This is a genomic window from Meridianimarinicoccus zhengii, assembly GCF_003254465.1.
GTDB classification, from domain to species: Bacteria; Pseudomonadota; Alphaproteobacteria; order Rhodobacterales; family Rhodobacteraceae; genus Meridianimarinicoccus; species Meridianimarinicoccus zhengii.
Genome location: NZ_QDFI01000103.1, coordinates 1 through 13,179 on the forward strand (window position 1 = coordinate 1; position 13,179 = coordinate 13,179).

Sequence of the window (13,179 nt, forward strand, 5' to 3'; positions counted from 1 at the left end):
CACCATGTCGTTGACGAACTTGATCGAAACGCAAAGTCGCCGCGCCGCCTCGGTGTGCGTGTGGCCCTGCGCGACAATCTGCACGGCACGTTCACGCAGCTCAACAGGATGCGGTTTACCCATCCCTGACCCCCATAGTTGCCTACAAGGCATGGAATCACAGGATAACCGCTATGGGAATCCAGAATCCGATCTGAGGCGACACGCTCTAAATGCTCGACCCAATGACGCCCTGCAAGCTCACGAGTCCGGCCATTCGTGCCTCATGCAGCATATCTGCGATCGGATGTCGGTCGGCGGACGGAAATCAGCGTTTGTTGGCCGCCGATCGTGCTATTGGAGGGCGGATGAAACCGCCGCGATCTTGAGCTTCCAGTTCTCGATGAGAGTCCCTTCGGTCCTGAGCCGGCTTGCAAGGTAGTAGAGCCGCTGGGTCGCCGCCCCGTCGGGCGCGGTCTCAAATCGCTGCTTCAGATAATAGGGCGGGATCGCCTGATAAAAGAGCGTGGCAGTTACGGTCACGTCATTCGGGTTCACGCCGTCCGGCAGGGGGATGCGGTATTCGGTGCTGTCCTGCCCGGGCCGAAAATCGGGATCGGTGTTGGCCCCGCCCTCCGGCATCGTCGCCTTCATGAAGGCTGCCGTGACCTCGCTGTCGCCGAACTTTTCAAGGAATGCATCCGTTCCCGGGGTCAGCGCGCCATGCGGCGTGAGCCGGTTGTCCTTGGGGTGATAGACCCGGTGCACGAAACTCGTCGTGAATTCCCGGTCTGCGTTCTGGGTCAATTCCTCGTAGATCTGGATCTGCGTCTGGTCGGTGATGACCCGGTGATGCGGCTGGAAAAGCGCCTCGGACGCGCCTGCCGGTTTCACGTCCAGAAATTCCGTTTGCAACGGCAGCCCGCCCGGACCGACGATGACACCGGCGGCATCTGTGCAGCCGGAACACCACAGGGTTTCACGATCGGCACCGACGGCGCGCACCTCGAGAAATGCCCGCCGGAAGCCCACGCCGGACGGCAGGCGATGCCCGGTCCTGTTGACCACGCCGACCTGCGCGACCAGCCCGCCATAGCCGGTTGAGAGGTGGACGGACACATCCGCGGTCTCGTTGGCGGCCTGATAGGCCATGGTATCGATCGACAACTGCGCGCCGTTTGTGGCGTAGGTCATCGGGTCGGTCAGACCCATGCCCATCTCGGCGCTGAACTGCCGCATCATTTCGACCATGAAGGCATTCAGGCCGACGAAGCTGTGCCGTCTGTACCCTTCGCGGAACGGAACTGTCACATCGTCCTGTGGCAGCAGGTTGGCAACCGCGGGCAGGTTGGTGTCCTGAATCGTGGCGATCTGTGTGGTCAGGCTGTCAAGGGCGATGCTTCCGTCCGCGCTGCGGAAGCTGCCCTTCATGTGGCAATCCTGGCAGGATTGCGCGGTGCCCTCCTCGGAGTAGCGGCTGTTGACCCACTCGAGATAGGTCGCCTGCTCCACGGAATGCTGGAACTCGGTCAGCGGCTGCGGATAGCTGACCCCGTATTCCGCCCCCAGAAATTCCGCGGCGTTGACGGCCGCCTGGTTGAAAACCGCCTGATCCGCTTCGCTATAGCCCTCAAGCGGTTCATCGCGATTGGCATCGACATTGGGCAGGTTGATCGTGTGGCAGGCGCCGCAAAGCTCGCTGTCCTTTATGTAGTCGTCCTGAACCGGCGTGATCCCCATGGCGTTCTGCATCGGGCGCATGCGCACGTCCGGGTAGGGACCGATCAGCCGGTCGGCATCGGTCAGACGGAAAACTCCCGTCGTGCCGTTCATGAGATAGGTGTCGAGCCGGTTGTACTCCGGCTGGCCCTCGGCCCGTTCCGGCGGGGCGATATGATGGCAGACCGCGCAGGATATCCCTTCGCGGGCAAGATTGCCGTACTGGTGATAGTCGTAGGTCCCGTCCGCCTTCTGCGCGGCTTCCTCGGCTGCGGTCAGGGGGGCGTGCAGGTTCGTGTAGGCTGGCTTGAAATCGTTCGGGTCGAGACCGGCATCGGGGTTCGCATGGGCATCGATCTGAAGCTGCCGCTGGCCCATGGCGCCATGGCAGGACAGGCAGGTCGTGCCGAGGTTCGACGTCAGATCACCCGCCCCGGCCTGTTCCAGAAGGGCGAATTCGCTTTCCAGTTGAGCAAAGAAGATCGGGTCGCGCCCGGCCAGCCCCATGGGCGACCAGCGCCATTCGCCGTATTCGGAAATGTTGTAGCCGTCGCCGTAATCCGGACCGGTCTGAAGAAACATGGTCGTGCCGGAGGGCGGCCCGCCCAACCCGCCGTGACAGCCGACGCAGTTGTCCGAGGTCAGGAAATGCTGCGGCCCGTACGGGCGTGACGGAACGTGATCGAGCCATTCGCTCGGCAGGGTCTGGACCTGATCGGGCGGCACCGCGATGCCATCGCGGGGCGGAAACATCGCGACAAAGGCCGGGTTGACCGCGACCGGAGACGACTGGACGGCGGCATTGGACCGGTCCAGTGCGGCGTCGTTGTGGACGTAGTCCTCGATCAGCGCGGCCTCGGACGCGCCCATGGCCGGACGCTGGACAACCGGCAGATTGAACGGCCCCTGCGCGAAACCGGGCATGTCTCGCCAGCTTTCATCCACGCGAAAGATCAGCGGTTCTCCGGGATAGCCCTCGACGTTCTCGAGCGCCGAGAAGATCAGCTCCTCGGCGGCAGATGCATGGCAGCGCATGCACATCCCGTCGGCGGCCTGCCCCGAGGCTGGCGCAAAGGGCGCATCGAAGCTGTCGATCTCGGCGGATTGGCCGACGGATGCAAAGAACCATCCGCCATGGGACAAGGTGCTGTCCTTGACCATCACGGTCCAGTTCAATCCGCCGGCCTCGCGCAGAAAGGTCAGCATCTCGTCTTCGACCCGGGACGGGTCGTCCGGATACCGCTCGACAAGGGTCGCGCGATACTCGTTGTACCGCGCCGCCGGCGGCCGGGCCATTTCCTTGACGACCATGGCCCCGTCGGGAACCGGACCGGAGCGTCCGCCTTCGAGCCATTCAAGCACCTCGGGCGAATAATAGATACGGACGGCCGGATGGACCCCGTAGCTGGTGTCCAGCACGAACGGCCCGGTATCGCGCCAGCTCTTGTCCCGAACCCAGCCTTCTTCGGCGAAGACCCGGTTCGCAATGAAGGGGTAGAGTGTCGCCTGGTAGTCGAGCAGCGGCAGTTCCGACGGCAGCGGCAAGGTAGCCTTTTCAGACTGGGCCTGCGCGTGGGCGACCGGAAATCCGATACACAGCAAAAGGATAATCGGTCGGCGGATCATGGCGCGTTCCCGTCGAGCCGTCCAAACAGTGTTACGATGCGCGTCAAGGTTGATTTACGCAAGGTTTTTCCCCGAACTGAAAAAATCGGTCGAGGCTGTGTGGAAACTCGGGGGTCAAATGCTCCTGCGGCGCAATCTCGACCTGCATGCCGATTTCGGCTCAGATTGGTCGGTTGGGGCGTTTTTGATGCCTTCAAGGGGCGTTGTTGCGCCAACACGCTGTGCTGACACCGCGCGCACGGGTGAGGCGAGTTCCGAAGCGGCCATTTCACAAGGTCCGACAGACTTACCCCGATCATGCGCAAGCAGCACTCGCCAAAGGCCGCGCGCCGACAGTATTGTGCATCGACAACCCGACCTTTCGCCAGGAAACTGCAAATGCGCTGCGTTTCTCCTTCTGATCACAAGCTTGGCGGATAGTATGTCGGAATCGCTCACCAGTTGCCGATCTCGTGTTCGAATACATTCAGCACATCCGGCCCGGAAGATACGCATCGAATGAGCGAAGACATGCAAGACAAGTCGATGAACGGGGAACGGATTGCGAAGAAGGACACAGCACATGCTGTTCCGAACTTCTTGGCCGGGGGTGGCGAGATGGGCGCGCGGATACGGGCCTTCGACTGGTCCGCGACGCCGCTTGGTCCGCCACGGCATTGGCCGCAAGCCCTGCGCACGGCCGTCCGGATTGCCCTGACCGCGCGGCATCCGGCGTCCGTCTTCTGGGGGGCCGACGGCATCTCGATCTACAACGACTCTTTCAGCCGGATGATGGGGTCGGAGCCGCATCGATCGGCACTGGGTGCGCCTGGACGCGCGGTCTGGGCCGAAACCTGGAACATGATCGGCCCGCAGGTCGCGCAGGTCATGTCCGGGGGCGGTGCCGCCTGGCTCGAAGGTCAGCACATCCCCTTCGTCCGCCGCCATGGGGCCGAGCGCGCGGATTGGAACTACGGCTTTTCGCCCATCGACGACGATGCCAGCCCCGGTGGCATCGGCGGCGTTCTGGTCCTGTGTTCGGAGATGACTGCGCAGTTCGGCACGGCAGAACAGCTCACCCTTGAGCGTGCCCGGCTGAGCACCCTGGTCGACACTGCACCGGGTTTCATTGCGGTGCTGCGCGGGCCGGACCACGTTGTCGACGTGGCAAACCAAGCCTTCACGCACCTGCTGGGCGAGCGCGACATCATGGGCCGTCCACTGCGCGAGGCCCTGCCCGAAATGTCGGCACAAAGCCTTGCGGACAGTCTCGACGGGGTCTTCCGCACGGGAAAAGGTTTCACCGGGCGTGCGATGCCGGTCGACGTGCGAAGCTGCCCAAACGGAACCCTCGAACGGCGGTATGTGGATTTCGTCCAGGAACCCATGCGCGAAGCCGACGGCACGATCAGCGGCATTCTCCTGCAAGGCCTTGACGTCACCGAACAGACTAAGACCCAGCGCCAGTTGCGCGAGACACTGCAGGTCAACGCCGCGCTTCTCGACAATGTCGGCGAAGGCATCATCGGCCTGGATGCCGACGGGCGCATCATGTTCGACAATCCGGTGGCGCAAAACCTGCTTGGCTACGATGAGGGCGAACTCACCGGGCGCGATGCCCATGGCAGCTTTCACCATCACTGCGCCGACGGAATGCGCTATCCAGCCGAAAACTGTCCAATCGGCGCGACCCTGAAGGACGGAAAAAGAAGGCACATCGCGGACGAGGTCTTCTTCCGCAAGAACGGGACGCCGTTTTTTGTCGACTACACTGTCGCGCCGATCACGAACGGCGACACGGCGAAAGGGCCAAGCTGTCTCGTGATCTTCCGCGATCTGACGCAACTGCGCAGCGAAACTCGGCTGCGCGACCTGGAGGCCGACACGCTCAGGTGGATCAGCGAGGGCGTCGAGCTCGATTTGATACTGCGTCGCATGGCGCAACAAATCGGTGCCCTGATTCCGGGAATGTACGCCTCGATCTCTCTCGTCGAAGGCGAGCGGCTGCGCATCGTTGCCGCCGATGGCCTGCCGACAGAGTATATCGCGGCCATGGACGATATCCCGATCCGCGAAGGAATTCAGCCCTGTGCCGCCGCCGTGGCGCGGGCCCAGCAAATCATCTCGAACGATATCGAATCGGACCCGCTCTGGGTCAAGCATGGGCCGCTGGCGAAGCACCATGGCCTTGCCGCGTGCTGGTCGACGCCGGTGGTCGATCCGCAGGGCGATGTCATGGCGACCTTCGCGCTTTATGCAGGCGCGCCACGCAGCCCCTCTCGCACCGAAACGGACGTAATTGGCCGGATCGGCCGCTTGCTCGGACTGGCCATCGACCACTGGCGACAAGCCGACACGCTGCGTCGCAGCGAAGCGTACTACCGTGCGATCTTCGACATGCTTCCCGTCGGTTTCTGGGAGGAGGACTGGACAGACCTAATCCCCATGCTGCGTGCCCTGCGCGACTCGCAAGTGGCGGACTTCGATGCCTACTTCGCGGCGAACCCTGATTTCGTGGATCGTGCCATCAACGCCGTCCGTCCGCTGCGTGCCAATTCCGCATCCGCCGAGATGTTCGCCGCCACTTCGGGAGAAGACCTGATCGCCAAGAAGGACATGGTCATCGCCACGGCGAACGCAAGGGAAACCTTCTGCCGCGCCATGGCCGCATGCCTTCGCGGCGATTGGCAGTTCGGGTACGAGGTCTCCACGATCGATCTGGAAGGCGAACGGCTGGATTACCTGCTGCGGATGTCAGTCCCCTCTCTCGACGGCGGCGATCCGCGCGCGGTTCTGACCGAAATGGACGTCACTGCGCTCAATCGGGCAAACGAACGTTTTCGCACAGTCGCGCATGCCACCCGTGACGTGATCTGGGATACCGATCTTCTGACACAGGAGGTCTGGGCAAGCGACGGTCTTTACAGGTTGTTCGGCATCGATCCGAACACCCCGGATCTGAGCCGCGAAACATGGTCACGCCGCCTTCATCCCGATGATCGCGACCGCGTGATCGACATCCAGCGCACGGCGGTCGACGGCGACGCGCCCGGATGGTCGGCCGAATACCGGTTCCGCCGCGCGTCGGACGAATATGCGGTGGTTCGGGATCAGGCGACGATCCTGCGGGACGATGCAGGCAACGCGGTGCGCATGATCGGCAGCATGATCGACGTCACCAGCGAACGGGAAATGCAGGAACAACTGCGCCAGGCACAACGGTTGGAAGCGGTCGGGCAATTGACCGGCGGGGTGGCACACGACTTCAACAATCTGCTGACGGTGATCGTCGGCTGTGCCGAAATCCTCGCCGATGATCTCGCGGACCGGCCCGAAGCGTACCGGCTGGCTAGTAGTTGCCTGACCGCGGCGGAACGCGGTGCCGAATTGACCAACCGGCTACTGGCCTTTGCCCGCAAGCAGCCGCTCAAGCCCGTGGACACGGACGTGGCCTGCATCGTGGCGGGTATAGAAAACCTGCTTGGTCGGACGCTGGGCGGGGCGATCGAGCTAACCATCGAAGAGACTGTCGGGGGGTGCGCGGCACGACTGGATCCCGGACAGCTCGAAGTCGCGCTGATCAATCTTGCCGTGAACGCCCGCGATGCGATGCCCGAAGGGGGACGTCTGACCTTTGCCACGGCAAACCGCACCCTTGGCCAAGCGGAAGCACGGTCCCACGATGTGGCTCCCGGCGCGTATGTTTGCATCACGGTTGCCGACACCGGAACCGGCATGGACCGGGACGTTGCGCGCCGCGCCTTCGAACCCTTTTTCACCACCAAGGAGTTCGGCAAAGGTTCGGGGTTGGGCTTGAGCCTCGTCTACGGTTTCGCGCGGCAATCTGGGGGTTTCGCTACGATTGACAGCACGCCGGACGTTGGAACCACGGTCACGCTCTGCTTCCCGCGAACGCACTGGAACACCGCATTCCAACAGACTTGATGGACTCGCCTGCCCCATCGGCTGGTCCTTTATCGCCGCTTGCGGCGCCTCTTGCCGCAACGGACGGTCTTCCCACGCGACTTCCTGTCAGGCACGCAAGTGCGAAGAAACCTGCAGCACGTTGGCCCCTCTTGCTTCCATTGCGCGTCCAAACGGGCAAGGGTTGCGTCCGAGGTAACAGGACAACGAACGTGCCAGACATTCTGCGAAACCCATACCGGGGCCACGGCTTGCCCGGGACCACACCACTTCCCGCGAGCGATCCGCGGCCTGTCGCTGCCCTGCTTGCCTTTTGCCCGGCCCACAGCCCCACGCCCCTTGTCGATGCAGCCGCGCTCGCCCGGCGCGCCGGGGTCGCATCGCTGCACCTCAAGGATGAACAGGGCCGGATGGGGCTGGGCAGCTTCAAGGCCCTGGGCGCCGCCTACGCCATAGCGCATGAAGCCGCGCAGGCCCTGCCGGATGGAGACTGGGCGCAGGCGCTGCGCGGCCGCACCTACGTGACGGCGAGCGCCGGCAATCATGGTCTTTCGCTGGCGGCGGGCGCGCGGATCTTCGGGGCGCAGGCGATCGTCTACTTGGCCGAGACGGTGCCCGAGCCCTTCGCGGCACGCCTGCGCACCAAGGGCGCGGAAGTTGTTCGCGCGGGCGCGACCTATGAGGACAGTATGGCCGCTGCCGGGGCCGGTGCCCGCGCCAATGGCTGGACACTCCTGTCCGACAGTTCCTGGCCCGGCTACACGGATCTGCCATGGCGCGTGATGGAAGGGTATCTGCAACTCGCTGCCGAGACCGTGTCGCAGATCGGCGCACCGCCCAGCCACATTCTGCTGCAGGCCGGGGTCGGCGGCATGGCGGCCGCGGTCGCCGCGTATGCCCGTGTGGTGTGGGGCGATGCACCCTTCATCGTCGTGGTCGAACCGGCCGCCGCACCCGCGCTGATCGAGAGCATCCGCGCCGGGCGCTGTGTCACGGTGCAAGGGCCTGTGTCGGCGATGGGCCGGCTCGACTGCAAGACGCCGTCGCTGATCGCACTGGCCGGTCTCGCCCGTGACGCAGACCTGTTCGTGACCGTGGAGGAGGAAGCTGCGGCAGAAGCCAGCGCGGCGCTTGCGGCAGAGGGCCTTCGCACGACGCCGTCCGGTGCAGCAGGTGTCGCGGCGTTGCTGGGCAGGCTGCCAGGGGTCGGCGCGCAGGCGCGGGTCCTCGCGATCATCTCCGAGGGTGCGGAGGATGGCTGACCGGTCCCTGATCTTCCCGGCCGACGAGTACCGCCGCCGCGTGGGCGCCCTGCAACGCGAACTCGGACACGCGGGTCTGGATGCCTTGCTGCTCACCACTGCGCCGGACATCTTCTACGTCACCGGTTTCCTGACCCGCTTCTGGGAAAGCCCCGCGCGGCCGTGGTTCGTTGTCGTTCCCGCAGCGGGCGATCCGGTCGCGGTAATCCCGACCATCGGCACCACGCTCATGGGCCGGACATGGGTGGACGACATCCGGAGTTGGGACGCACCCGACCTGGTCGATGACGGGGTAAGCCTTCTGGCCGACACGCTCATCGAAATCGTCCCTGCCCGCGGGGCAATAGGTGTGCCGATGGGCCCTGAAACCCATGTGCGCATGCCGCTGGCCGACCATGCCCGGCTGACCGAGCGCATCGCGCCGCGGCGCTTCGCCGATGCCACCGCCGTCGTCCAACGCGTGCGCGAGGTGAAGTCGGAGGCCGAAATCGAGAAGATCCGTGCTACTTGCCGCATCGCCGACACCGCCTTCGCGTGCGTGCCGGAGTTTGCCCGGCCCGGCGGATCGCTTGTAGAAGTGTTCCGGGATTTTCAGATAGCGCTGCTGAAGGCGGGCGCGGACTGGGTGAGCTACGTGGCCGGTGGCGCCGGACCAGGTGGGTATGGGGACGTGATTTCACCCGCCGACGACCGGGCGTTGCGCGCGGGTGACGTGCTGATGCTCGATACCGGCGCGGTGCGCGACGGGTATTTCTGCGACTTCGATCGCAACTTCGCCGTCGGCAAGGCCACCGAGCCGGCACGCCGGGCCCATGCCGCCCTGGATGCCGCGACCGACGCGGCACTTAACGCGATCCGCCCCGGCATGACGGCGCGCGACATGCATCGCATCCTCACGGGCGCAATGCACGCCGAAGGTGTGACGCCTGCGCCGGGAAGGCTGGGACACGGGCTGGGCCTGTCCCTGACCGAGTGGCCCTCGTTGACACCGAAGGACGGGACAGTGCTGCGCGAAGGCATGGTGCTGGCGCTGGAACCGGGGGTCGAGATCGGCCCGGGCCAGATCATGGTGCATGAGGAAAATCTCGTGCTGCGGGCGGGCGGTGCAGAGCTTCTTTCCTCCCGTGCCCCTGCCGAACTTCCGGAATTGGCAGGATGAGCCGACGTCCCTACCGCCTGACCGGCCGTATCGGCTCGCGCGCGACATTCGGTCTCATCGTGCTGCAAGTCGACGAAACCATCGAACACGACTTCCACCGTCTCTTTGACAAGCCGGACATCGCGCTGCACGTCTCGCGCATCCCTTCGGGCGCCCACCTGACACCCGAAACCATCGCCACGATGGAGACAACCCTGCCGGCGGCAGCCGCACTTCTGCCACCGGCCGCGAGATTTGACGCCGTGGGCTATGCCTGCACCTCGGGCGCCACGCTGATCGGGGCCGGGCGCGTGGCGGCACTTGTGCACGGCGCAACCACGACGAACGCGGTCACGGACCCGCTGACAGCGGCACTGGCGGCGCTGCGCGCGCTGGACGCCCGGTCGGTGGGCATCGTCTCTCCCTACATCGATTCGGTGTCCGCGCCGATCCGCACGGCGTTCGAAGCGGCCGGCATCAGGGTCCCGGCGACGCTGTCCTTCGGGGAAGACGTCGAGGCGCGCGTCGCCCGGATCGACCCGGCCTCGATCCGCGATGCTGCGCTGGAAATCGGCCGGACGCCCGGGCTCGACGCAATCTTCCTCTCGTGCACGAACCTGCGGACGCTCGACCTCATCGACGACCTCGAAGTCAGCCTTGGCCTGCCCGTGATCAGCAGCAACCAGACGCTGGCCTGGCACATGGCCCAGCACGTTGATGCGTCCGTCACGCCGAAAGGCCCGGGACGACTCGTGCGCGGCGATGTGACCCGCGCGTGAAGGCAGGCTCCCGAAGCAATTCGGACGGATGCGACACACCGGAGTCGTCCTGCGCCCGGATTGCACGACGCGAAGGGTTCGAGCGCATGCGGTGCCTCGCACAAATTCTTGTCCATACCCAATATCAGAGTGTCCGTTGACCCGCTCGGCGCCACCAGCACCATGGCGTGGACGGCAAAGGAGAATTGCCGGAACCTGAGGCGCTTTGTCCGGCCCGCGCTCGGGCAGATTTCGGTCACCGGCACCACTCGGGCGGACATGGCACAGTTCCATCACGATCTCCGCCACATCCCTTATTCAAGCTCGTTGAGCAGGCTGTGCAGCTGTTCGACCCGCGCCAGCCGCGCATGCGACCCGCCATTGCCGCGCTTGAGCGTTTCGAGCGTGAGCATCCGCACGATGGCGAAGGGTCCCGCGAAACAGTCTATCGGTTGCGCCGTCTGGATCGTGCAGATCAGCGTCCAGTCCGGGCGGCGCACCGTATCGGGCAGGCGCAGGCTCCGGTCGGCGAGCAGGGCGGTCCGTGCGCCGCTTTCCCCGATGGCCTGCATGAGACCTGCAAAGGACGCCATGCGGCGGCGCATCCCGAAAACCAGCACGACGTCGCCCTCTTCGATGCCCGCAACACGCTCCGCCAGGCTGCGCCCGCCATGGGCAAGCACGGTCACGTCGGACCGGATCGACGACAGAAGTGTCGCGGCATATTCGGACAGGACATGGCTGTTGCGGAATCCGACACACCAGATCCGCCGCGCGTCTGCCAACGCGCTGGCGATGTCCCGAATCGTGGCCGGGTTCAGGGCATGGAACGATGCCTCCATGGCGCGCATCTCCTCGGCAAGATGCGCGGCTACAAGCTGTTCCGGCGCGCTCGACTCGGCTGGCGACGTCTCGAAAAGATGAAAGATTGAGCCGGACGCCCTAATTTCGCGCGCCGCCTTCCGGGCCACTTCGTAGGAGTCGTAGCCCAGCCGCTGGAACAGACGAGAAACAGTGGCGGTCGACACCCCGGATCGCGCCGCAAGCTCCTTGCCGGTCATGACCGCGATTTCGCCGGGGCGATCGCGCAGCGTATCCGCGATCTTGCGCTCGCTGACCGTCATGGCTCCATATGTCGTGTCCAGGCGCTCGACAAGTGTCGGTGCCTTGGTGTCCTTTTTCGTCATCATGCCTCCCGCAGGCGACCGCCGATCGCTGCCTGAAAGCATTATTTCAAGAAACTTGACTCACTGAAAGATCAGTTTCTACCCTGAACCCCGACGTAAGGCATGACTTGACGGGGTCGGGTTGGCACGATGGATCAGGCAGGCAAGGACACGGTCGGCGACCTCGTGGGTGACCTGCTGATCCGCGACGTTGCGATCCACGACGGCGACGCCACACCGCCGGTCCGCGGTGATCTCGCGGTGCGCGACGGCCGCATTCTCGCCATCGGGGACCGCCTTTCGGGCCGTTTCGTCGAAACGGTCGATGGCAGAGGCCGCGCGCTCGCGCCCGGTTTCATCGACGTGCACACCCATGACGACGCGATCGCGCTGACGCACGGGGCGATGGCACCCAAACTGAGCCAGGGCGTCACCTGCGTCGTCACGGGGAATTGCGGCATCAGCCTCGCTCCGGGTCTGCCGGATGGCCTCGCGGCGCCTGTACCGCCGCTCGACCTGCTCGGCACGGCCGAGGCGTTCGCCTTTCCCGCCTTCGCCGATTACCTTGCGGCCCTGCGCAGCACGGGGCCGGATCTGCATGTCGTTCCGCTGGTGGGGCACGCGGTGCTGCGCCTGCGCGCGATGGGTCCGGACCTCGATCGTCCCGCCACCGCAGCCCAGATCGCCGCCATGCGCGACGACCTTGCCGCGGCGCTGGATGCGGGGGCGGTCGGCCTGTCCACCGGGCTCGCCTATCCGACGGCGCGCTACGCGGCCACGGACGAGATCGTGGCGCTGGTCGGCGATGTCGCCCGCGCCGGGCGGCTCTGGACGACGCATATGCGCGACGAACGCAGCGGGGTCGTGTCCGCCGTAGCCGAAACGCTGGATATCGCGCGCCGCACGGGGGCGCGCGTGCTCATCTCGCATCACAAGTGCTGCGGCGAAGGTGCCTTCGGGCTGTCGCGCACCACGCTGGACATGATCGCGGCAGCCCGGCAGGACATGCCTGTCGATCTCGATGTCTACCCCTACACGGCGTCCTCCACCGTGCTGACCGAAGCCTTCGCCCGCGACAGCCGGAACGTGACCATAAGCTGGTCCGACCCGCACCCCGAGACCGAGGGCCGTGACCTGCGGGACATCGCCGCCGACTGGGGCGTCTCCGAGCGGGACGCGCTGGAACGGCTCAAGCCCGGCGGCGCGATCTACCACCAGATGGACGAGGCCGACCTGCGCCGCATCCTCGCGTTCGGACCGTCGCTCGTGGGATCGGACGGGCTGCCGCGCGACCGGCGCCCGCATCCGCGCCTGTGGGGCAGCTTTCCGCGGGTGCTCGGCCATTACGCCCGCGACGAAGCCCTGTTCCCGCTGGAAACGGCCATCGCGAAGATGACGGGGCGCACGGCCGATGTGCTCGGCCTGCACGGGCGCGGCCGGCTGGCACCGGGCCTTGCCGCCGATCTCGTGCTGTTCGATCCCGCCACCGTCGCCGACGCGGCAACCTATGACCATCCCGTCCAGCCCAGCCACGGGATCGACCGGGTCTGGGTCGGTGGCCGCCTCGCGTGGGCCGGAGGCGCGGCGCAGGCCGCCGGCGCCGGGCGCGTGCTCTCGGCCGACCCGCC

At 65.4% G+C, this 13,179-nt stretch carries 7 protein-coding genes; 5 read left to right on the forward strand and 2 right to left on the reverse strand.

Going from position 1 to position 13,179, the window contains the following annotated elements; translation table 11 throughout:
* Positions 1–333 precede the first annotated feature (333 nt).
* Positions 334–3,324 (reverse strand): cytochrome P460 family protein, encoded by a 2,991-nt coding sequence (locus DDE13_RS20470; RefSeq protein WP_162631130.1) that lies wholly within the window; start codon positions 3,322–3,324, stop codon positions 334–336.
* 840 nt (positions 3,325–4,164) lie between these two features.
* Here DDE13_RS20470 and DDE13_RS20475 point away from each other — a divergent pair.
* From DDE13_RS20475 to DDE13_RS20490, 4 genes are all read left to right on the forward strand, one after another.
* Positions 4,165–7,248, forward strand: coding sequence for a PAS domain-containing protein (locus tag DDE13_RS20475; RefSeq protein WP_162631131.1), 3,084 nt, complete (start codon positions 4,165–4,167; stop codon positions 7,246–7,248).
* Between the two features lie 191 nt (positions 7,249–7,439).
* Positions 7,440–8,489, forward strand: a complete 1,050-nt coding sequence (locus tag DDE13_RS20480) for a pyridoxal-phosphate dependent enzyme (protein ID WP_394340315.1) — start codon at positions 7,440–7,442, stop codon at positions 8,487–8,489.
* Positions 8,482–9,648: a M24 family metallopeptidase gene (locus DDE13_RS20485; protein ID WP_111406083.1), complete on the forward strand. Its 1,167-nt coding sequence runs from the start codon at positions 8,482–8,484 to the stop codon at positions 9,646–9,648. Before DDE13_RS20480 ends, DDE13_RS20485 begins: the two co-directional genes overlap by 8 nt.
* Positions 9,645–10,406, forward strand: a complete 762-nt coding sequence (locus tag DDE13_RS20490; RefSeq protein WP_111406084.1) for a maleate cis-trans isomerase family protein — start codon at positions 9,645–9,647, stop codon at positions 10,404–10,406. Before DDE13_RS20485 ends, DDE13_RS20490 begins: the two co-directional genes overlap by 4 nt.
* 293 nt (positions 10,407–10,699) lie before the next feature.
* On the opposite strand, the gene DDE13_RS20500 is transcribed toward DDE13_RS20490, so the two are convergent.
* The gene (locus DDE13_RS20500) at positions 10,700–11,572 is read right to left on the reverse strand and encodes a MurR/RpiR family transcriptional regulator (protein ID WP_162631132.1); all 873 of its coding nucleotides are present in this window, start codon (positions 11,570–11,572) and stop codon (positions 10,700–10,702) included.
* A 129-nt stretch (positions 11,573–11,701) separates the two neighbouring features.
* On the opposite strand from DDE13_RS20500, the gene DDE13_RS20505 reads away from it, so the two are divergent.
* Positions 11,702–13,179 (forward strand): N-acyl-D-amino-acid deacylase family protein (locus tag DDE13_RS20505; protein ID WP_111406086.1); only part of this gene is annotated, 1,478 nt, incomplete at its 3' end.